We start from the raw sequence: 22,203 nt of genomic DNA on the forward strand, positions 1-22,203 counted from the left end.
TATGCAGGATATTATGGACAAAGCAAAAGAGCTGGGAATTATGATTGCCGAGAGCGAGGAATTTAAAGCATTTAAGCTTGCCGAGGCAAATCAGCTTGACGATAAAGAGGCGGTTGAACTTATGATGGAATATCACACAACGCGCGAGGACCTCACAAAAAAAGCATCCAACCCCGACATCACAAAAGAGGAATTTGAGGTTATTCAGAACGACGCGAAGGCCGCTTTTGAGAAAATTATGGCGAACAGGAGCATTGCGGCATATGTTGACGCACAGCAGAATTTTTCTAATCTTATGAGCAAAATCAACGGCATTTTGGGTTACTACGTTTCGGGCAAGGACAACGAGGAAGGCTGTACGGGAAGCTGTTCGTCCTGCGGCGGATGCCATCACTAATTTTTAGGGAAAGGTTTCTTTGACTATGGCTGATAAAAATGCTGTTACACCTATGATGAAGCAATATTTGCAGGTGAAAGAGCAGTATAAAGACTGTCTTTTGTTTTTCAGGCTCGGCGACTTTTACGAAATGTTTTTCGACGACGCGCTGATTGCCTCAAAGGTTTTGGAGCTTACGCTCACGGGCAGAAACTGCGGACAAGAGGAAAAAGCGCCGATGTGCGGTGTGCCGTATCACAGCGTGCAAAGCTACATTGCACGCCTTGTAAAACAGGGATATAAGGTTGCAATCTGCGAGCAGATGGAGGATCCGGCGCTTGCAAAAGACATTGTAAAGCGCGACGTTGTGAGGGTTGTAACCCCCGGAACGGCGAACCTTGATATGGCGCTTTCGGACAGTACAAACAATTTTCTTGCGTGCATTTATACCGACGACGAAAATTTCGGCATTTGTTTTGCCGACGTTTCGACGGGCGATTTTTTCGCGACTTACGGCAGACAGGACATTGCCGAGGGCAAAATGGCAAACGTTATTGCGTGTTACAAGCCGACCGAAATTATCGTGAACCAAAGCGCGCTTAAATTTGAAAGAATTTTCGCAAACTTAAAAAAACGCTGTGATTTTTATTTAAGCTATGTTCCCGACGAGGATTTTGAACTTGCGGACTGCGAAAACAGAGTGAGAGAAAAATTCGGCGCGTATTCCGAGTCGGAACAGGCGCTCGGCGAAAATAAATATGCTCTCCGCGCCGCGGGCGGTGCACTCAAATATCTTGACGACACGCAGAAAGTGTCGCTTTCAAACATTTCAAATGCGAGCGTTTACAATTCGTCGTCTTTTGTTGAAATCGACCTTTCGTCGCGCAGAAATCTTGAGCTTACCGAAACAATGCGCGACAAGGGCAAAAAAGGCTCGCTTTTGGGAATACTCGACAAAACGTCCACAAGTATGGGCGCGCGCCTTTTGAGAAAATGGATTGAACAGCCTCTTATAAATTCGGACGAGATAAATATGCGTCTTGACGCGGTGGAGTTTTTTGTAAAAAACATCGCCGTGCGCTCCGAGGCGGTTAAAGCGCTCGGCGGAATAGGCGACATTGAAAGAATTATGTCAAAGGTGGTTTACGGTTCGGTGAATGCGCGCGAACTGGTGGCGCTCAAAAACAGTCTTTTGTTTCTTTCTGAAATAAAACAGGTTTCAAAAGATTTTGAAACGCCGTATTTAACGCGCATTGCGGAAAGCCTTGACGCGGCAACCGATTTGTATAAACTTATAAATTCCGCGTTTGTTGACGACCCTCCGCTGACCGTGCGCGAGGGCGGTATGATAAAACCCGGGTTCGACCCCGAACTTGACAAAATTAAAGACACCGTTAAAAACGGCGCGCGCATTATCGCGGAAATTGAGGCGAGAGAGCGCGAGGCGACGGGTGTTAAAAACCTTAAAATTTCATACAACCGAGTTTTCGGATATTATATTGAAATCACAAAATCGAACATCGACAAAGCGCCCGACAGATATATAAGGAAGCAAACGCTTACAAACTGTGAAAGATATATCACCGAGGAGCTTAAAGATGTGGAAAACACCATTCTCGGCGCAAACGAGCGCGTCACTGCGATTGAATATGACGATTTCTGCGCGGTGCGCGACGCGGTTAGCCGAAATATGGACAGAATTCTTCTTCAGGCAAAGCTTGTTGCGGTGATAGACGTTTTGTCGTCGTTCGCGCTTGTTGCCGAGTCGAACGGCTATGTTAAGCCGGCGGTGGACGACAGCGATGTTATCGACATTAAAAACGGCAGACACCCGATAGTCGAGAAGTTTTTGACCGACTCGCTTTTTGTGCCGAACGATACATATCTTGACACCGACAAAAACAGGTTTGCGATTATAACCGGTCCGAATATGGCAGGTAAATCGACATATATGCGCCAGACGGCGGTTATCGCGGTGATGGCGCAAATCGGCAGTTTTGTGCCGGCGAGCGAGTGCCGAATAGGCGTTGTGGACAAAATTTTCACACGCGTCGGCGCGTCGGACGATTTGGCGGCAGGGCAGAGTACGTTTATGGTTGAAATGAACGAGGTTGCAAACATTTTGAACAATTCGACCAAAAAAAGCCTGCTCATTTTGGACGAAATCGGACGCGGAACAAGCACGTTTGACGGACTTTCAATCGCGTGGGCGGTGGTGGAATATTTGAGCGACAAAAACCTTATCGGCGCAAAATCGCTTTTTGCAACCCACTATCACGAGCTTATCGCCCTTGAGGACGAAATTGACGGCGTGAACAACTATTCCATTGCGGTTAAAAAGCACGGCGACGATATAACATTCCTGCGCAAAATCGTAAAAGGCGGAACCGACGACAGTTTCGGTATTGAGGTTGCACATCTTGCGGGCGTGCCGAAAAAGGTTGTTTCGCGCGCAAAAGAAATTTTGGCGAACATTGAAAAAGGCGAATTTTCGCACGAGCACAAAAGCATAAGCTATGATGCCGGCAAGACGTCAAGCGAGGAAATTTCAAACAAGGTTATCGGAATGATTAAAAATTACGATATTTCAACGCTCACGCCGATTGAGGCGCTGAACGAAATTTATAAACTTCAGAAAATTGTTTCGGAAAACGAATAAATCCGAGATATAAGGAGGTGCGTTTATGGGAAAAATCAACGTTTTAACAGAAGAGGTCGCAAATATGATTTCCGCAGGCGAGGTGGTAGAGCGTCCCGCATCGGTGGTAAAAGAGCTTGTGGAAAATTCCGTAGACGCAGGCGCTGCAAGTGTTACCGTCGAGATTAAAAACGGCGGTATGTCGTATATCCGCGTGACCGACAACGGCGGAGGAATTGAGAAAGACGACCTTAAAACCGCGTTTCTGCCTCACGCGACAAGCAAAATCAAAAACGGCGCCGACCTTGCAAAAATTATGACGCTCGGTTTCCGCGGAGAGGCGCTTGCAAGCATTGCGGCGGTGTCGTCGGTTGAGGTTTTCACCAAAACAAAAGCCGATAATTTCGGTTCGCTCATCACCGTAAAAGGCGGAAAAGTTCTTGAGGAGGACGAAACGGGCTGTGCGGACGGCACGACGGTTATCGTGCGCGATTTGTTTTTCAACACGCCGGCGCGTATGAAATTTTTGAAGAAAGATTCGGCGGAAACGGCGTATATCACCGACGTGATGAACAAGGTGATTTTGGGAAATCCGTCGGTCGCGGTGAAATACATAAGTCAGTCAAAAACGGTGACGTCGGCAGGCGACGGAAACTTAAAAAATGCGATTTTTGCCGTTTACGGCGCGGATTACGCAAAAAATATAATCGAGGTTGACTATTCCGACGAAAATATCCGCGTATCGGGATTTATCGGAAATTCGCAGATTTCGCGCAACACGCGCGCGTATCAGACATTTTTTATAAACGGCAGAAATTTTGTCAGCAGAGCACTTTCCGCGGCGCTTTCCGAGGGGTTCAAAAACACCGTTATGGTGGGAAAATTCCCGTTTGCGGTGCTGAATGTTGAGGTAAATCCCGCGTTTGTGGACGTTAACGTTCACCCCACAAAAATGGAGGTGCGTTTTTCGGACGACAAAAAGGTTTTCGAGGCGGTTTACTGGGCGGTGAAAAACGCGCTGGAGAAAAAGCGCGTCGTGCCCGAAATGAAAATGCCCGAGAGAAAGGCTGAAAAGAAGAAATTCGACGTTCCGGAGGGCATAAAAAAGTCAAATCAGATTGACATAAACCTTTTGCGCGACGCGTTTGTAAAGCCTAAAGGAAGCTATCGCGCGGACAAAACGGATATAAAAATTTCCGATATTAAACCTGATATTAAAAAAGAAGAAAACACCGAAATCAAATCGGAAAAACATATAAATAGTGAAGAGAAAGTTTCAGATACTCAAAACGGCGCGGTTAACACTCAAATTCCGAGAGCCGAGCGCGTCACGATTGACGATTTAAAGCCGAAAGCGGACACAAAAACGTTAAACGACGAGGGCGAATATTATCCCGACGACGAATTTGTGCGCACTGCGTCAAAAGCCGAAACGTATGAAAGCATAAAAAAGACTTCGGAAAATTCCGAAAAAAATGCGGTAAAGGAGAGCGAAACCGCCGATTACAGCGCAAAGCTCAATGTATATGAAAATGACGGCAGCGAAAGGAATGTGCAAACAAACGGCGCAAACCTTAAAGCCGGAATAGATTTCAGAATTGTGGGGCAGATTTTTTCAACATATATAATAATTGAAAAAAGCGGTGAAATGTGCATTATCGACCAGCACGCCGCGCACGAGAGGCTCTATTTTGAAGAGTTTGCCGAGGACTACAAAAACAAGAGCATTCTGTCGCAGATTATGCTCATTCCTGCTACGGTAAACCTTGCGCCGACGCTTTTTGAAACGGTGTCGGCAAACAAAGAATTTTTTAATTCGCTCGGTTTTGAAATCGACGGTTTCGGCGACAATGTAGTTATAGTAAGAAAAATCCCGGCAGCGCTGGAGGGTTGCAGTATTGACGGATTGGTTGTTGAAATCGCAGAAATTCTGCAAAACAAAAGCAAGGTCGATTTAACCGATTTGTCGGAAATTTCGCTGCACACAATGGCGTGCAAGCGCGCCGTAAAGGGCAATACTCCGCTTTCGTTTAAGGAAATGGAGGACCTTGTGCAAAATGTTTACACACTCGGAAACATAAACACCTGTCCGCACGGGCGCCCGATAGAAATAAAAATGAGCAAAAAAGATTTGGAAAAAGAGTTTAAAAGGATTGTCTGATGACTGATAAAAACAGAATTTTTGCCGCCGCGATTGTGGGACCCACGGGCGTCGGCAAAACAAAAACGTCGGTTTTGCTGGCAAAAAAGATAAACGCGCAGATTGTTTCCGCCGATTCTATGCAGGTTTACAGGCATATGGATATCGGCACGGCAAAAGCGGCGGAGGACGAAATGTGCGGTGTTAAGCACTATATGCTTTCGGTTGCCGAGCCGTGGGAGGAATACAACGTTGTGCGGTATGCCGGTGAGGCTAAAAAGGCAGTAAACGAAATTTTTGAAAACGGTTTTTTTCCGCTCGTAGTGGGCGGTACGGGGCTTTATGCCGACGCACTTTTAAACGGCACCGATTTTTCCGTTACGGCAAATGATGAGGAATACAGGGAATATCTTAAAAAAACCGCCGAGGAAAAAGGCAGTGAATATCTTCACGCAATGCTCGAAAAAATTGATAAAGAAAGTGCGGAAAAAATTCACTGCAACAATGTGAAAAGAGTTATCCGTGCGCTGGAAATTTATCACGTTACGGGCAAAACAAAAACCGAAAACGACAGTGACGCAAACAAAAACGCAAACGGCATAGACTGCGTTAAAATCGGGCTTTATCTTGAAAATGCCGTTCTCTACGAAAGAATAAACGCGCGAGTGGACGGGATGATAAAAAACGGTCTTATCGGCGAGGTTGAAAAAATCTTAAAAAGCGAAAGAGGCTTTTCAAAAACGTCGTCGCAGGCAATCGGCTACCGCGAAATTATAGATTATTTAAACGGCAAAACAACGCTTTTTGAGGCGACAGAGCTTTTAAAACGCAATTCGCGCCGATATGCAAAGCGCCAGTACACCTGGTTTATGCGCGACAAAAGCATAAATTGGATTGACGCAAAAAATTTACCGTGCGAAAAAATGGCGGGACTATGCGAAGAAATTATAAACAATGCGAAAAGGGAGAGAAACATTTTATGAAACAGACAAATTTTCAGGACGTATTTTTGAATGCTGTGAGAAAAGAAAAGGTTGACGTTACCGTTTACCTTACAAACGGTTTTCAGTTCAACGGTCAGGTGAGAAGCTTTGACAATTTCACAATTATGCTTGAAGTAAACGGCAAAGAACAGCTTGTTTTCAAACACGCGGTGTCTACGATTATTCCGCGCCGCGCGGTTGATTTTTCAAAATACGAAAACTGATTTGTGATAAAAATTTGATTTGGCGGTGACGCAGGGTTGAATAAAAAATATACAAAACTTTTACTTGTTTGCGCGGTTTTAGCGGTTGTTCTCATTTCGTATTTTATGGTTAATCCGGCGTCCGGCAAGGAAATGGTTTTTTCGGGAAGTATGGAAAACACCACAAAGCATATGGGAATTATAATCCGCAGCGAACAGAAAATCGACACAAACCTTTCGGGTACAATTTCCGCTAAAGTTGCGGACGGCACGCTTGTGCCGGCAGGAAAGCTTATCGCCTCGGTTGTAAACGAAAACGCCGACAGTGAGGTTCAGGCAAATCTTGCGAAAATCAACAAACGCATAGACGAGCTTGAAAGCGCAAAAAAGGTGAGCGACAATTTTACAGACGACGTTTACAAGCTGGACAGCAAAATTTCCGAAAAGGTTTCAAGCCTTGTCTACTACACGAATATCGGCGACAACAAAAAAATAACCGAAACCAAGGCGGAGATTTCCGCTTTGTACGACAAGAAAAATAAGGTCGATTCGTCGGGCGCGGCAATAAAAACCGATTTGGAAAACCTCACCGCGCAGAAAAACGAGCTTGAAGCACAGCTTGCAGAGTTTGAGCAGAACGTTTATGCGCCGACGCCGGGAGTGTTTATATCACACACCGACGGCTACGAGGACGTTTTGAGCGTTGACAACGCAAAGAATTTGAAATATTCCGATTTTAAAAATATCGCCGAAACACTCAAAAAGAATGAGGAAAAAGGCGGAGAAGAAAAAAACGAAATCAAGCTTATTGACAACTATATGTGGTGCGTTGCTCTTGCCGCGGACAAGGACAGATGTGCCGATTTTGAAGTCGGCGAGGAGGTTTTTATCCGCATAAACGACGACAGCAGAAACATCAAGGGCAACATTATGTCCATCTCGGACGATAAGGGTTCAAATCACGTTATTGTGGTGAGCACCACGGCATACGACGCAGATTCGTATATGCAGCGCTCGGTTGACGTTGAGCTTATCAAAAATATTTATTCGGGACTTAAAGTTCCCGTGAGCGCGCTCACCAAAAAAGACGGCGTTGACGGCGTTTATGTGGTTAACGACAATACCGAAAAGTTTAAAACGGTTGAGATTATTTATAAAGATGAAAAATACGCGATTGTAAGAGAAAACAATGCCGACGCAAACGCGCTTTTGCTTTACGACGAGGTTTCAACGTCGCCAAAGCATTAGCAAAACGGCAAAAGTTTCAAAAAATTTTTAATCGGGAGCTGACGGATTTTGAGTATTGCTGAAAACATAGAAAAAGTAAGGCAAAACATTAAAACGGCGTGTGAAAGGTCGGGCAGAAATTATGAAGATGTGACGATTCTCGGCGTGACAAAAACCGTCGGGGTTGACGACATTATGTGCGCCGTAAATGAGGGAATTTGCGACCTCGGCGAAAACAGGGTTCAGGAATTTATGGAAAAATACGACAAAATTCCGGGCGTTAAATGGCACATAATCGGGCATCTTCAAACAAACAAAGTAAAATACATAATCGGCAAAACAAAGCTTATCCACTCGGTTGACACGTTAAAACTTGCCGAAGAAATCGAACGTCTTTCAAAAAAGCAAAATGTTACGACTGATATTCTGCTCGAAGTTAACATTTCGGGCGAAGAGTCGAAAAGCGGTATGAGCGAGGGCGAAATTTTGCCGATACTTGAAAAAATTGAAGAATTTTCGTCGGTAAAGGTGCGCGGATTTATGACAATGGCGCCGAAATTTGCGTCCGAGGACGAAATTCGTCAAATTTTTAGAAAATTATATAAAATTTTTGTTGACATATCGCGAAAAAAATATAATAATATTAGTATGGACTATTTGTCGATGGGAATGAGCTCCGATTACACCGTTGCGGCGGAGGAGGGCGCAAACATTGTGCGCATAGGCTCGAAAATTTTTAAAGAGTAAATTAAAACATTAAATTTTAACATAAAATTTTTTCATAAAAGTAAAATATTTGAAATGGAGATTGGTGTTATGGCAAACTTTATGGACAAGGTTACAAATTTTCTGGGACTCGGCAGTGAGGACAACGACGAGGCGATAGACGCGGTTATGCCCGAAGAAAGGGAGGAACAGCGCCCGTCTTTCACACCGTCGCGCAAAAATAAAGTGGTTAACATTCACACAACCACACAGCTTAAGGTTGTTATCATTCAGCCGACCGCTTATTCGGACGCGCAGGAAATTGCCGATCATTTGAAGTCGAAAAAACCCGTTGTTGTCAACCTTGAAAAGCTTGACAAGGACGTTGCGGTTAAGATTGTAAACTTTTTGAGCGGTGCGGTTTATGCGCTGGACGGCAGTATGCAGAAGGTTTCAAACGGAATTTTGCTTCTCGCGCCGTACAATGTCGGCATTATGGGCGACTTCGGCGAGGAGCTTAAAATGCACGGCCTTTTTGACGCCGAATAATGGACAAGCTTAAATTTTTGTCGGGCATAGACGGCATTGAACGCAAAAATTTGTTTTCGCTCATTTTTGACAGAATTAAAAAAAGCGAATTTTCGGACAGCGTAAGTTTTACGCCGTTTCTGACGCCTGCCGACGCGATTTTGCTTGAAAAAAAGCTTTCGTCGGCGCATTTTGAAAATTATTCGTCATTCGGCGGATACGACGGCGCGGAAAGGAAAATTTTCGCGTTCGGCGAGTGCGGAAAAGATGATTTTCCGCTTGTTAAGCTTAAAATTTCAACGCGCGACAAAAGCGTTTTTGAACACAGAGATTATCTCGGCTCGGTGCTTTCGCTCGGAATTAAACGCGAAAAAATAGGGGATATTATGATTTTATCCGATTTTGCGGTTATGTTTGCGGATGCCGATATTGCCGATTTTCTCAAGTTGGAACTTAAAAAAATTGCACGCGCAAACGTTAAATGCGAAATTTTTGACGGCGATTTTGATTTTGACGGCGAGCGCGAATTTGACGAAGTGACAAAAACCGTGACGTCGTTAAGGCTGGACTGTGTTGTGAGCGCGTTTTGCTCAAAATCGCGCGCGGTTTCGGACGCTCTTATCACAGAGGGCAGAGTTTTTCTAAACTATGAATGTGAAAAAAATTTGTCAAAGCAGGTTTCAAATAATGATGTTTTGACGGTGCGCGGTTTCGGCAAGGGCATAATTTTGACCGATTTTCCGCTCACTAAAAAGAATAAACGCCGTATTTGCGTTAAATATTATGTATGAGGTGATTTAAGGTGCTTTCTCCGCTTGATATTGAAAGTAAAAAATTTATAAAATCCGCGGTCGGCGGATACAACAGAGCCGACGTAGACAAGTTTATGGAGCTTGTTTTGGCTGACTACGAAAAGCTTTACCGCGAAAATATCGCGTTAAAGGACAAGACAAACACTCTTTCGGACGCGGTTGACCATTACAAATCAATGGAGGACACAATGCAAAGCACGCTTCTGGTTGCGCAGAGCGCGAGCGAGGAAGTGCGCAATAATGCGTCGGAAAAGGCGCGCCTTATCATTGAGGACGCAAACAAAAAGGCGGAGGACATTATAAAAAATGCCAACGCCGAAATGCAGAAAAGCGCCGAGAAAAACGAGCAGTTAAAGCGCGACTACATACTATTTAAATCCCGTGTTATTGCGGAATTTGAAACATATCTCAAGACTATGAAATCAAACATTCAAAACGGCGAAAATCAGGAAAACAAAAATTAGTTTTAATTTTTATATATACATTTTTGTTTGGCAGTTTTAAAAAAGGAGTTGTTTTATAAGTGGAAGAATTCGATTACAGCAAAACCCTTAATCTTCCCAAAACCGATTTTTCTATGAGGGCAAATCTTCCTCAGAAAGAGCCTGAAATGGTGAAAAAATGGGACAGCGAAGGGCTTTACGAGCAGTTGATGGAGGAGAACAAGGGCAAGCAGGAATTTACTCTGCACGACGGTCCTCCGTTCGCAAACGGCGACATTCATTTGGGTCACAGTTTGAATAAAATTTTAAAAGATATTATTCTCCGTTTTAAAAATATGGACGGTTACCGCGCGCAGTATATCCCCGGCTGGGATACGCACGGACTTCCGATTGAGGTTCAGGCAATAAAGAAACTCAAAATCAAAAAAGACGAGGTATCGACGAGCGAATTCCGCAAAATCTGCGAGGATTTCGCTATGAAATATATCAACAATCAGGCTGAACAGTTTAAAAGACTCGGTGTTTTGGCGGACTACAAGCACCCGTATTACACACTTCAGCCGCAGTTTGAGGGCAGACAGATTGAAGTTTTCGGCAAAATGGCAAATTCGGGCGTTATCTATAAAGGTATGAAACCCGTTTACTGGTGCCCCGACTGCGAAACTGCGCTTGCCGAGGCGGAAATTGAATATGCCGAGGACAAGACAAATTCAATTTACGTGCGTTTCCGCGTAAACGACGACAAGGGTGTTTTCAAGGGCTTTGACAAAGACAAAATCTTCTTTGTAATCTGGACGACCACAACCTGGACTCTCCCCGGAAACGTTGCAATTTGCTTAAACCCCGACTTTATCTATGCTTTGGTTGACGTCGGCGGTGAATACTACGTTGTTGCGAAAGACCTTGTTGACACGTTCTGCAAGGCTGCAAATATTGAAAATTACAAAATTGCCGCAGAATTTGACGGCAAAGATTTGGAATACATCACCTGCAAGCACCCGTTTATCGACCGCGATTCTTTGGTAATTCTCGGTGACCACGTTACGCTTGACGCAGGTACAGGCTGTGTTCATACCGCTCCCGGTCACGGCGCGGAGGACTTTGTTGCGTGCCAGAATTACGATTTGCCGATTATCGTTCCCGTCGATTCAAAAGGCGTGCTGAACGAGGAGGCAGGCAAATTTGCCGGTATGTATTACGAAAAATCAAACTCGGCAATTATAGATGAACTTAAAAGCACAAATTCGCTCGTTGCAATCGAGCCGATTATTCACCAGTATCCCCACTGCTGGAGATGCTCGTCGCCTATTGTTTTCCGTGCGACGGAGCAGTGGTTCGCGTCGGTTGACAAGTTTAAAAAAGCCGCGGTTGAGGCTATTAAAGAGGTTGACTGGCTTCCCAAATGGGGCGAGGACAGAATTACAAAAATGGTTGAGGACAGGAGCGACTGGTGCATTTCGCGTCAGAGAAAATGGGGTGTTCCCATTCCGATTTTCTACTGCGAGGAGTGCGGTCACGAGCTTATAAACGAAGAAACCGTAAAAATTATATCAAAACTTTTCAGCGAAAAAGGTTCGGGAATTTGGTACGAGCTTGACGCGTCGGAAATTCTTCCCAAGGGCACTAAATGCGAAAAGTGCGGATGTGAGCATTTCACAAAAGAAAAGGATATTATGGACGTTTGGTTTGACTCGGGTTCGAGCCATTATGCCGTTTTGGAAGGCCGTGACAATTTAAGCTGGCCGGCAGACGTTTACCTTGAGGGCAACGACCAGTACCGCGGTTGGTTCCAGTCGTCGCTTTTGACAAGCGTTGCACTCGGCAAAAAAGCGCCGTACAAAAAGGTTATCACGCACGGTATGGTTGTTGACGGCAACGGCAAAAAGATGTCGAAATCGCTCGGCAACGGCATAGACCCGCTTGATGTCGGAAAAAAATTCGGCATTGATATTCTCCGCTTGTGGGTTGTTTCGTCCGATTACAAAACAGACGTAAGAATTAGCAACGATATTTTGAAACAGCTTTCCGAAAGCTACCGAAAAATCAGAAACACGGCGAGATATATCCTCGGCAATACCGCGGATTTCAACCCCGATACCGATTCGGTTGAATATAAGGATATGCTCGAAATCGACCGCTGGGCGCTTTACAAACTCAATGCGCTCTGCAAAAAGGCGCTCGAGGCGTACAGGAGCTACGAATTCCATTCGCTCCAGCACGCAATTCACCATTTCTGCGTCGTTGATATGAGTAACTTCTATCTTGATATTATAAAAGACAGACTTTACACCGAAAAAGCGGACAGCCAGGCGAGAAGAAGCGCGCAGACGGCAATGTATAAAATTCTCGACGCGCTTGTGAAACTCCTTGCGCCGGTGCTTTGCTTTACGACGGAGGAAATCTGGAACGCTATGCCCCACGCAAAAGAGGACGCGAAAAAGCACGTTATGTTTGCAGGTATGCCGAAGGTTTGCGGCGAATACGACGACAGTGCGCTTGCCGAAAAATACGACAGACTTATTGCGATTAAAAACGATGTCAGCAAAGCTCTTGAAAGCGCGCGAAACGAAAAGATTATCGGTCATTCGCTCAACGCGAAAGTCGAAATCAGCGCAGAGGGTGATTTGTACGCGTTCCTGAAAGAAAACGAAAACGAGCTTAAAACCGTGTTCATCACCTCGGACGCTTGCGTTCACGAGGGCAAGGGCGACGGCGTAAAAGGCGAGGAAACGGGTGCGTACATCAAAATTTCGGTGTCGGACGGCGAAAAGTGCGAAAGATGCTGGATGTATTCAACAACGGTCGGTGAGGACAAAGACCACCCGACACTGTGCAAACGCTGTGCAGACGTTGTAAAGAGTTTATAAAAACAGGTTTTTTAAAGATTCAGATGCCGATTTTTTGTCGGCTCTGAATTTTTACATATAATTTTGTATTTTTCTATTAAATTTTGGGAGGTATATGATGAACGACAAATTTGCATTTGAAGGTCTTACGTTTGACGACGTGTTGCTTATTCCGCAGAAAAGCGACGTTCTGCCCAACGAGATTGACCTTACAACCAAGCTTACAAACAATATTACACTCAACATTCCTATGATGAGCGCCGCTATGGACACCGTTACCGAATCTGCGCTTGCCATTGCAATGGCGCGCGAGGGCGGAATAGGCATAATCCACAAGAATATGTCAATCGAGGCGCAGGCTATTGAGGTTGACAAGGTTAAAAGGTCGGAGCACGGCGTTATTGTTGACCCGTTCCATCTTTCGCCCGAGCATACGCTTGAGGACGCCGACAATATTATGGGAAAATACAGAATTTCGGGCGTGCCGATTACAGACGACAGCGGTAAGCTTGTCGGAATACTTACAAACCGCGATTTGCGCTTTGAAACCGACTTTTCAAAACAGATTAAATACGTTATGACAAAGGAAAACCTTATCACCGCGCCCGAGGGCACAACTCTCGACGAGGCGAAAAAAATCCTTATGACGCACAAAATCGAAAAACTCCCGATTGTTGACAAAAACGGCAATCTTAAAGGACTTATCACCATTAAAGATATTGAAAAATCGGTGAAATACCCCAATTCCGCAAAAGATTCGAGCGGACGCCTTCTTGCAGGTGCGGCAATCGGCATCACAAACGACGTTCTCGACAGGGTTGAGGCGCTTGTTGCGTCGCACGTTGACGTTTTGGTGCTCGACTCGGCGCACGGTCATTCGGCAAACATTTTCAAATGCATTAAAAAAGTTAAAGAGGCATTTCCGCACGTTGACCTCATTGCCGGAAACATTGCAACCGCTGAGGCGGCGGAGGATTTGATTGATGCCGGCGTTGACGCAATTAAAGTCGGCATAGGACCGGGTTCAATTTGTACAACCCGTATCGTTGCAGGTATCGGTATGCCACAGATAAGCGCAATTTACAACGCGTCGCAGGTTGCCAAAAAGAAAGGTATTCCCGTTATCGGCGACGGCGGTATCAAATATTCGGGCGACATCACAAAGGCGATTGCCGCCGGTGCGAACGTTATTATGATAGGAAGCCTCCTTGCAGGCTGTGAGGAAAGCCCGGGCGAAATTGAAATTTATCAGGGCAGAAACTTTAAGGTTTACCGCGGAATGGGTTCGCTCGCCGCTATGGAAAAGGGAAGCCGTGACAGATACTTCCAGACGGGCACCAAAAAGCTTGTTCCCGAGGGCGTTGAGGGACGTGTTCCCTACAAAGGACCGCTTGCCGACACTGTTTATCAGCTCCTCGGCGGTTTGAGGTCGGGTATGGGATACTGCGGTGCGAAAAACATTAACGACCTTATCGAAAACGGCAAATTTGTCCGCATTACGGGTGCAGGTCTTAAAGAAAGCCACCCCCACGATATTTACATCACAAAAGAGGCGCCCAACTACAGCGCACAGGTATAAAAAACAAACCCCAAACGTACTTTTCGTTTGGGGTTAAATTTTTTATTTTTACATTTCATATATGTTCCCGTTTCCCGGTGTACGCTCCCATTTGCCTGAGAGCGGAACAAGTTTGTTTTCGGCAAGCGATTTTTTAACGTCGATTATATTTTGATTTGACGACCCCCGAAAAAGCAGTGACAAATCCTTTTTTTCTTCTATAAATCTGCCGTCTACAAGAACGTCGATGTTGGACAGAATATCCATTATTTTCTGATGTCTTTCGCCGTTTCCGTTTAAAAAATCGTTTGCAAAATCAAATCCCGTGTAGCACCAGATGTTTTTTTGCGAAAAACGTTTTCTGCACTCTTTCACAACCGACAAAACACCGCCGAGGTTTTCATTTTCAAACGGTTCTCCGCCGAGAATTGTAAGTCCGCTTATAAAATCTTTGTCAAGCGCGGACATAATTTCCTCCATTGTTTCGTCGGTGAATTTTTCGCCGAAATCAAAGTCCCATGCCTCTTTGTTAAAGCAGTTTTTGCACCTGTGACGGCACCCGCTAACAAAGAGCGAAACGCGCACGCCGACGCCGTTTGCTATGTCATTTTTTTTAATTGCCGCAACGTTCACGATAAAATTCCTTTCAAAACTTCGGACGTACAGTTTTTATGTACGTCCGAAAGATATATTTTTAAAATTTTACAGGTGCAAAACTCTCTCTTTTATCTCCTGTGTTCTGCCCTGGTTCCAAAATTGCGTTCCGATATATCCGCACGTTCTGCGCGCAACGTTAAGCTTGTTCTGGTCGGTATTATGGCAGTTCGGGCACTCCCAAACAAGCTTGCCGTGTTCGTTTTCCTTGATTTCAATTTCGCCGTCGTATCCGCAAACCTGACAGTAGTCCGACTTTGTGTTAAGCTCGGCATACATAATGTTGTTGTAGATAAATTTCATAACGGTGAGAACTGCCTCAAGGTTGTTCTGCATATTCGGTACTTCAACGTACGAAATTGCACCGCCGGGGGAAAGCGCCTGGAATTTTGCTTCAAGTGCAAGCTTGTCAAACGCGTCAATGTTCTCCGAAACGTGAACGTGATAGCTGTTTGTGATATAGTTCTTGTCGGTCACGCCTTTCACAATTCCGAAACGTTTTTGCAGACATTTTGCAAATTTGTATGTTGTGCTTTCGAGCGGTGTGCCGTAAAGCGAGTAGTCGATATTTTCCGCAGCTTTCCATTTTGCGGTATATTCGTTAAGCTTTTTCATAATTTCAAGCCCGAGTTCCTCGCCGTCTTTCTCGGTGAGTTTTTTGCCGATAAGCGCATAAACACATTCCCAAAGACCGGCATATCCGAGCGAAAGTGTGGAATATCCGCCGTGGAGATATTTGTCAATCGTTTCGCCCTTTTTAAGACGCAAAAGTGCGCCGTGCTGCCAAAGAATGGGCGCAGCGTCCGACACGGTTCCCGTAAGACGTTCGTGGCGCGCCTGGAGCGCTCTGTGGCAAAGTTCCATTCTCTCGCCGAAAATCTGCCAGAATTTTGTCAAATCTTTGTCTGCCGAAAGACCTATATCAACAAGGTTAACCGTCACAACGCCCTGATTAAATCTGCCGTAATACTTCGGTTTGCCGTTTTCGTCAACATACGGCGTGAGGAAACTTCGGCAGCCCATACAGGTGTAGCAGTGACCTTCGCCGTTTTTGTCGATTTTGTTTTGGAGCATAATTTTTTCCGAAATATAGTCGGGCACCATACGCTTTGCGGTGCATTTTGCCGCAAGCTCGGTGAGGTAGTAATATTTGCTGTCGGGGTGGATATTGTCCTCCTCCAAAACGTAAATAAGCTTCGGAAAGGCAGGCGTAATCCACACGCCTTTTTCGTTTTTAACGCCTCTGTAACGCTGACGGAGCGTTTCCTCGATAATCAGCGCAAGGTCTTTTTTCTCCTGTTCGTTTTTTGCCTCGTTGAGATACATAAACACCGTCACAAACGGCGCCTGTCCGTTGGTGGTCATAAGCGTTACAACCTGATACTGAATCATCTGAACGCCGTTTTTAACCTCCTCGCGGAGTCTTTTTTCGGTAATCTGCGAAATTTTGTCCTCTGTAACCTCGTCATCGATCTCGCGCAGTTCCGCCTCAACCTGTTTTCTTATTTTCTTTCGGCTGACGTCCACAAACGGCGCAAGATGCGTAAGGCTTATGCTCTGTCCGCCGTACTGGCACGACGCAACCTGTGCGATAATCTGGGTTGAAATGTTGCACGCAGTGGAAAAACTGTGCGGTTTTTCGATAAGCGTTCCGCTGATAACAGTGCCGTTCTGGAGCATATCTTCAAGGTTCACAAGGTCGCAGTTATGCATATGCTGTGCGAAATAATCCGCGTCGTGAAAGTGAATAATTCCCTGTTCGTGCGCCGAAACAATGTCGGACGGCAAAAGAATACGCTTTGTAATATCCTTTGAAACCTCGCCTGCCATATAGTCGCGCTGAACGCTGTTGACGGTGGGGTTTTTGTTTGAATTTTCCTGTTTAACCTCTTCGTTGTTGCACTCGATAAGGCTCAAAATCTGCTCGTCGGTGGTGTTTGATTTACGCACCAGCGCACGGTTATAGCGGTAGGTGATGTATCTTCTCGCAACGTCAAATGCGCGCTGATTCATAATCTGGTCCTCGACCATATCCTGAATTTCCTCAACGCTGAGTGAACGGTTTATATTGAGCGCCGCGCTTTCAACGTCCTCGGCAATTCTCTTTATTTGTACTGCCGACATTCTCGCACTCGGCACAACGCTTTCGTTTGCCTTTGAAACCGCGATAATAATTTTTTCGGGATCGAAAACTTCTTCAATTCCGCTTCGTTTTATGATTTTCATTTTCCTTTTCCTCCCAAAACGCACAAAACACTCTCTTTAACGCTTTTCTTTATGTAAATTGTAATAATTTCCTTGGCGTGTTGAATATATTATAACAATATATAGTGTGTTTGTCAATACCGAATATCTATATATTGTTATTTTCTGTAAAACGGCGCAAAGTGCCGTCGCTACGGCAAAAAACGGTAAACGAAGGAATTACGCTCGTAATTCCTTCGTTATAAATATACAAATAAAAAAATATTTTTTGTGAAAAACAGACAAATTATCTGTCGTTCAAATTTTTAACATCAACTTTTGTGCGGACGATTGAATAATCTTCAACGTCGAAATCGACCTTAAATTTCACAATCATCTGCGGATGAGGCGCAACATCTATAGAATTTCCGTCCGCGTCGGTCATTTCGGTAATTTTAAAACTTCTGTTTTCGCCGTTCGGCATCAAAAACTCAATTTCATCGCCGACGAAAAATCGGTTGCGCTGTTCAAGCGTCACAGTTTTCGTCTGCTTGTCAAACGCCTTTACAACTGCGGTTGTTTGGTAATTCTGAATATACGTGCTCGACGTGTAAACCTGCTCGGTGCCTTTCGGTTTTTCGTCGAAAAATCCCGTCGTGTAGCCTCGGTAGCTGATTTTTTTCAGCTCCTCAAGGTTTTCGGGATTGAATTTGTAATTTTTCTTATCCTTATAATATGCGTCAATTTCGCGCCTGTATGCTTTGACCACTGTTGCGACGTACAATTCGTTTTTTACACGGCCTTCAATTTTGAGGCTGGTTATACCGCTTTCGATAATTTCGGGAATACGTTCAATCATACACAAATCCTTTGAATTGTAGATAAACGTTCCGCGCTCGTTCTCGAAAACGGGCATATATTCGCCGGGACGTTTTTCCTCAACCAAGGCATATTTCCAACGGCACGGGTGAGCGCACGCGCCCATATTTGCGTCGCGGTGAGTCATATAGTTTGACAGCAGACATCTGCCCGAGTAGGAAATGCACATCGCGCCGTGAACGAAACATTCAAGTTCCAAATCGGACGGCGTGTTTTCGCGTATTTCGCGTATCTCGTCAAACGACATTTCGCGCGCGAGAATAACGCGTTTCGCGCCCTGTGAGTGCCAGAATTTCGCGCTTTCAAAGTTTGTGTTGTTTGCCTGCGTGCTGATGTGAATGTCAAGACGGGGCGCACACTTTTTTGCAAGCGCAAACATTCCGGGGTCGGAAATAATTATCGCGTCGGCGCCGAGAGCGTCAACCTCGCGGACAAACTCGGGAAATTTTTTAATATCGCCGTTGTGCGGAATGATGTTCGCCGTGATATACACTTTTTTGCCGAGATTGTGGGCAAAATCTATGCCCTCTTTTATTTCGTCCGCGGTGAAATTTTTTGCCGCAACGCGGAGCGAAAATTCTTCACCGCCGATATAAACCGCGTCCGCGCCGTAGACAAGCGCATATTTTAACTTTGCGAGCGACCCTGCCGGCGCAAGAAGTTCAACCTTTTCCATAATGTTCTCCTTAAAATTTTTATCCTATTTATAATATGAAACCGAAATTCCGTCGCCGATTGGCAAAATTGACGTTGTAAAACAGCCGTCGTTTGAAATTTCGTGCAAAAAATCGCGAAGATTTTTAACAAGCGTCTTTTTGCGGAACGTTTCAAGCTCGTCCGACGCAACCATACCTTTGTAGAGCACATTGTCCGCAATCAGCACGCCGCCTTTTTTCAAAATCCGCTTTATGTCGGGCAGTGAGTGCAGATAAAGCGATTTGTTCGCGTCGAGAAAAACAACGTCAAACTGCTCGTTTGTGTTAAGAAGCACGTCCGCGCCGTCGCCCACGATAAGCTTGATTGAGGTGTTTTTCGCCTTTTTGAAGTTTTCACGCGCGATGCTTGCCGTGTCCGAGTCAAGCTCAACCGTGATGATTTTTCCGCCCTCTTTTAAATATTCCGAAAAAATCAGCGACGAATATCCTATTGCCGTGCCGATTTCGAGAATTTTTTCAGGGCGCAGAACCGACATAACAAAACGCAGAAAGTGCATTGTTTCCTTTTGAATAATCGGCACGTAATGCGCTTTCGCGTAGTCCTCCATTTCCTTTAAAAGGCCCGTGCTTTCGGGCAGGGTTTTGCATATATAGTCGGTTATGTAATCGTAGCTTATGTTCATTTTAAAATCAATCCTTGCAATTTGTGAAAAGATAATATATAATTATATTATAACACTTTTAACAAAATGTCAATTTTTTTGCCCCAAATTAACAAAAACACTTGACAACCGCCATAAGTTATGATATAGTTTTTATGCTGGCAATTAGGATGTCTTTTTTTTATGCTTAAATTTAGCATTTCAAAGATATATGCCGCATTAGTATTAAGGAGGAGTTTTCACAATGAGAACAAGAATTACATTGGCGTGCACAGAGTGCAAGCAGAGAAATTACAATACAATGAAAAATAAGAAAAACGACCCTGACAGATTGGAAATGAAAAAGTATTGCCGTTTCTGCAGAAAACACACTTTGCACAAAGAAACAAAGTAGTATTTTACTTATTTCAGGCGTGAATTTTTAGATTTGAGGTGAATGTTATGGCAGAGGCAGTTAACGAGAAAAAGGCTAAAATCAAAAAACCGTCAAAATTTTTCAAAGAGGTTAAGTCCGAGTTGAAAAAGGTTGTTTGGCCCTCGGGTAAACAGGTTATAAATAATACTCTCATTGTCCTTGCATTGGTAATTTTAGTCGGATTGTTTATTTACGGTTTGGACTCGCTGTTCCAGTTTGGATTGTTCAAATTTATAAAATAGACGGAAGGAGAGCCGCATTAAATAAAGCGGCTTTTGTTTGATTATGCTCAATAATGCAAAATGGTACGTTGTTCACACCTATTCGGGTTATGAGAACAAGGTTAAAACAAATTTGGAAAAAATAATAGAAAACAGAGGTCTGGAGGAGCTTATTTCGGAGGTTGTTGTGCCTTTGGAAGAGGTTGTCGAAAAGAAAGACGACGTTGAAAAAACAGTTTCGCGAAAGGTTTTTCCCGGCTATGTGCTGATTAAGATGGTTATGACCGACGACACGTGGTATGTTATAAGAAACACCACCGGCGTTACGGGATTTGTAGGTCCCGGTTCAAAGCCCGTGCCCCTCTCCGAAGAAGAAGTTGAGGCGCTCGGCGTTGACAAAAAAGAAATCATAATCAACTTCAGCGCAGGCGACAGCGTTAAAATCGTCAAAGGGCCGTTTGCAAATCAAATCGGCGTTGTGGACGAGATTGACAAGTCTACCGGAAAGATTACCGTAAGCGTTGTTATGTTCGGCAGAAAAACCGCCTTGGAGCTTGACGCAGACCAGGTTGAGGAGCTTTAATTTCTGGTTTTTGATAATCAAAAATCAAACTGTTTACTGCTTCGCTTTATATTTTGATAATATTCGGTTTTCCGATTATTATAGAGTGGGAGGAAAGGGTTTTTAACCCGAAATTTCCGCCATACCACATTTTTGTAAGGAGGTGTTCTTAAATGGCACAGAAAGTTACAGGTTACATTAAATTACAGATTGGCGCAGGTAAGGCTACACCGGCTCCCCCGGTAGGTCCTGCATTGGGTCAGCACGGCGTTAACATTATGCAGTTCTGTAAAGAGTTCAATGAAAAAACAGCTAAAGATGCAGGTCTTATTATCCCGGTTGTTATCACGGTATATCAGGACAGATCTTTCTCGTTTATCACAAAAACTCCCCCTGCTGCGGTTCTTCTTAAGAAGGCTTGCAAAATCGAAAGCGGTTCGGGCGTTCCCAACAAGACAAAGGTTGCTAAAATCAGCAAAGACGCTCTGAAAGAAATTGCAGAGAAGAAGATGCCTGATTTAAACGCGGCTTCTGTTGAATCGGCTATGAGTATGATTGCCGGTACTGCAAGAAGTATGGGCATCACGGTTGAAGACTGATTGTCTTGTTAAAAACGTGGGAGGAATTGATTTTCCGATTAACCACTAAAAGGAGGAAGAAAAGTGCATAAAGGCAAAAAATATCTTGAAAGTTCAAAATTGATTGAAAAATTAAAATTGTATGACACAGATGAGGCTTTTGACGTTGTTGTTAAAACCGCAAAAGCTAAATTTGACGAAACAGTTGAAGCACACATCAGACTCGGCGTTGACTCGCGTCACGCAGACCAGCAGGTCCGCGGTGCGGTTGTTCTTCCGCACGGAACGGGTAAAACAATCAGAGTTTTGGTGTTCGCTAAAGGCGATAATGTAAAAATCGCTGAAGATGCAGGCGCTGATTATGTCGGCGGCGAAGAGCTTGTTCAGAAAATTCAGGGCGAGAACTGGTTTGAATTTGATGTTGTTGTTGCAACTCCCGATATGATGGGCGTTGTAGGACGTATCGGTAGAGTTTTGGGACCTAAAGGTCTTATGCCTAACCCCAAAGCAGGTACTGTTACACCCGACGTTGCAAAAGCAATCAAAGACATCAAAGCCGGTAAAATCGAGTACCGTCTTGATAAAACAAACATCATTCACTGCCCGATCGGAAAAGCTTCGTTCGGCGCACAGAAACTTGCCGAAAACTTCAATACGCTTATGGGCGCGGTTATCAAAGCTAAACCGGCCGCTGCAAAAGGTCAGTACATCAAATCGGTTGCGGTTGCGTCCACAATGGGCCCCGGCGTTAAAATTAACCCCGCAAAATTAGGTTAATTTTTCAAAAAGGGTTGACAAAAGTTTCAATTTGTGATATAAAATAAAAGGTATCCACAGACAGCAGGTGCATTTTTGCTTAATTTCCTGCCGAGGATTTAATTTTAACATACGTTATTATTGGGTTTCTCGCGTGTCTGTGCGGGAAACCTTTTT

21 protein-coding genes and 1 other annotated feature (1 of these 22 cut by a window edge) are annotated in these 22,203 nt (G+C 44.5%); of the genes, 17 read left to right on the plus strand and 4 right to left on the minus strand.

All coding sequences use genetic code 11. The features are described 5' to 3' along the window. The first annotated feature begins 1 nt into the window (after position 1). From H8706_RS05215 to guaB, 12 genes are all read left to right on the plus strand, one after another. Positions 2-397 carry a YlbF family regulator gene (locus H8706_RS05215; protein ID WP_178348082.1) on the plus strand — a complete coding sequence of 132 codons (396 nt, stop codon included), beginning with the start codon at positions 2-4 and terminating at the stop codon, positions 395-397. Between the two features lie 25 nt (positions 398-422). Beyond that, positions 423-3,035 carry a DNA mismatch repair protein MutS gene (gene mutS / locus H8706_RS05220; protein ID WP_262431764.1) on the plus strand — a complete coding sequence of 871 codons (2,613 nt, stop codon included), beginning with the start codon at positions 423-425 and terminating at the stop codon, positions 3,033-3,035. A gap of 25 nt (positions 3,036-3,060) precedes the next feature. Beyond that, entirely contained in the window at positions 3,061-5,175 is a 2,115-nt protein-coding gene (gene mutL / locus H8706_RS05225) for a DNA mismatch repair endonuclease MutL (protein ID WP_262431765.1), read from the plus strand. Next, positions 5,175-6,137 (plus strand): tRNA (adenosine(37)-N6)-dimethylallyltransferase MiaA, encoded by a 963-nt coding sequence (gene miaA / locus H8706_RS05230; protein ID WP_262431766.1) that lies wholly within the window; start codon positions 5,175-5,177, stop codon positions 6,135-6,137. The genes mutL and miaA overlap by 1 nt, the downstream gene beginning before the upstream one ends. Further along, positions 6,134-6,361 carry an RNA chaperone Hfq gene (hfq, locus tag H8706_RS05235; RefSeq protein ID WP_262431767.1) on the plus strand — a complete coding sequence of 76 codons (228 nt, stop codon included), beginning with the start codon at positions 6,134-6,136 and terminating at the stop codon, positions 6,359-6,361. The genes miaA and hfq overlap by 4 nt, the downstream gene beginning before the upstream one ends. Positions 6,362-6,397: 36 nt before the next feature. Beyond that, on the plus strand, positions 6,398-7,588 hold the full coding sequence (locus H8706_RS05240; RefSeq protein WP_262431768.1) for an HlyD family efflux transporter periplasmic adaptor subunit: 1,191 nt from the start codon (positions 6,398-6,400) through the stop codon (positions 7,586-7,588). A gap of 48 nt (positions 7,589-7,636) precedes the next feature. Further along, positions 7,637-8,314 (plus strand): YggS family pyridoxal phosphate-dependent enzyme, encoded by a 678-nt coding sequence (locus tag H8706_RS05245; protein ID WP_316636507.1) that lies wholly within the window; start codon positions 7,637-7,639, stop codon positions 8,312-8,314. Positions 8,315-8,383: 69 nt separating this feature from the next. Continuing rightward, positions 8,384-8,821 carry a cell division protein SepF gene (locus tag H8706_RS05250; RefSeq protein WP_262431769.1) on the plus strand — a complete coding sequence of 146 codons (438 nt, stop codon included), beginning with the start codon at positions 8,384-8,386 and terminating at the stop codon, positions 8,819-8,821. After that, positions 8,821-9,591 carry a YlmH/Sll1252 family protein gene (locus tag H8706_RS05255; protein WP_262431770.1) on the plus strand — a complete coding sequence of 257 codons (771 nt, stop codon included), beginning with the start codon at positions 8,821-8,823 and terminating at the stop codon, positions 9,589-9,591. Before H8706_RS05250 ends, H8706_RS05255 begins: the two co-directional genes overlap by 1 nt. 11 nt (positions 9,592-9,602) lie before the next feature. After that, a complete protein-coding gene (locus tag H8706_RS05260; protein ID WP_262431771.1) occupies positions 9,603-10,076 on the plus strand; it encodes a DivIVA domain-containing protein in 474 nt (157 codons plus the stop codon). Between the two features lie 113 nt (positions 10,077-10,189). Next, positions 10,190-12,922 carry an isoleucine--tRNA ligase gene (gene ileS, locus H8706_RS05265; RefSeq protein ID WP_262431821.1) on the plus strand — a complete coding sequence of 911 codons (2,733 nt, stop codon included), beginning with the start codon at positions 10,190-10,192 and terminating at the stop codon, positions 12,920-12,922. A 97-nt stretch (positions 12,923-13,019) separates the two neighbouring features. Beyond that, on the plus strand, positions 13,020-14,480 hold the full coding sequence (guaB, locus tag H8706_RS05270; protein WP_394354526.1) for an IMP dehydrogenase: 1,461 nt from the start codon (positions 13,020-13,022) through the stop codon (positions 14,478-14,480). Between the two features lie 48 nt (positions 14,481-14,528). On the opposite strand, the gene nrdG is transcribed toward guaB, so the two are convergent. The 4 genes from nrdG to H8706_RS05290 all read right to left on the minus strand — a co-directional run bounded on the left by nrdG (position 14,529) and on the right by H8706_RS05290 (position 19,515). Continuing rightward, positions 14,529-15,092 (minus strand): anaerobic ribonucleoside-triphosphate reductase activating protein, encoded by a 564-nt coding sequence (nrdG, locus tag H8706_RS05275; protein ID WP_262431773.1) that lies wholly within the window; start codon positions 15,090-15,092, stop codon positions 14,529-14,531. Between the two features lie 69 nt (positions 15,093-15,161). Continuing rightward, positions 15,162-17,339: an anaerobic ribonucleoside-triphosphate reductase gene (gene nrdD, locus H8706_RS05280; protein WP_262431774.1), complete on the minus strand. Its 2,178-nt coding sequence runs from the start codon at positions 17,337-17,339 to the stop codon at positions 15,162-15,164. 265 nt (positions 17,340-17,604) lie between these two features. Further along, positions 17,605-18,852 carry a peptidase U32 family protein gene (locus tag H8706_RS05285; RefSeq protein ID WP_262431775.1) on the minus strand — a complete coding sequence of 416 codons (1,248 nt, stop codon included), beginning with the start codon at positions 18,850-18,852 and terminating at the stop codon, positions 17,605-17,607. Between the two features lie 24 nt (positions 18,853-18,876). After that, positions 18,877-19,515, minus strand: a complete 639-nt coding sequence (locus H8706_RS05290; RefSeq protein ID WP_262431776.1) for an O-methyltransferase — start codon at positions 19,513-19,515, stop codon at positions 18,877-18,879. 223 nt (positions 19,516-19,738) lie between these two features. On the opposite strand from H8706_RS05290, the gene rpmG reads away from it, so the two are divergent. The 5 genes from rpmG to rplA all read left to right on the plus strand — a co-directional run bounded on the left by rpmG (position 19,739) and on the right by rplA (position 22,047). Further along, the gene (gene rpmG, locus H8706_RS05295) at positions 19,739-19,888 is read left to right on the plus strand and encodes a 50S ribosomal protein L33 (protein WP_178348068.1); all 150 of its coding nucleotides are present in this window, start codon (positions 19,739-19,741) and stop codon (positions 19,886-19,888) included. Positions 19,889-19,935: 47 nt separating this feature from the next. After that, a complete protein-coding gene (secE, locus tag H8706_RS05300) occupies positions 19,936-20,151 on the plus strand; it encodes a preprotein translocase subunit SecE (protein ID WP_178348067.1) in 216 nt (71 codons plus the stop codon). A 43-nt stretch (positions 20,152-20,194) separates the two neighbouring features. Continuing rightward, positions 20,195-20,713, plus strand: a complete 519-nt coding sequence (gene nusG / locus H8706_RS05305) for a transcription termination/antitermination protein NusG (RefSeq protein ID WP_178348086.1) — start codon at positions 20,195-20,197, stop codon at positions 20,711-20,713. Between the two features lie 152 nt (positions 20,714-20,865). Continuing rightward, positions 20,866-21,291 (plus strand): 50S ribosomal protein L11, encoded by a 426-nt coding sequence (gene rplK, locus H8706_RS05310; RefSeq protein ID WP_178348066.1) that lies wholly within the window; start codon positions 20,866-20,868, stop codon positions 21,289-21,291. Between the two features lie 63 nt (positions 21,292-21,354). Next, on the plus strand, positions 21,355-22,047 hold the full coding sequence (gene rplA, locus H8706_RS05315; RefSeq protein WP_262431777.1) for a 50S ribosomal protein L1: 693 nt from the start codon (positions 21,355-21,357) through the stop codon (positions 22,045-22,047). A gap of 36 nt (positions 22,048-22,083) precedes the next feature. Then, positions 22,084-22,203: a sequence feature (ribosomal protein L10 leader region), on the plus strand (it continues 10 nt past the right edge of the window).

This window comes from Qingrenia yutianensis, assembly GCF_014385105.1.
Classification (GTDB): Bacteria; Bacillota; Clostridia; order UMGS1810; family UMGS1810; genus Qingrenia; species Qingrenia yutianensis.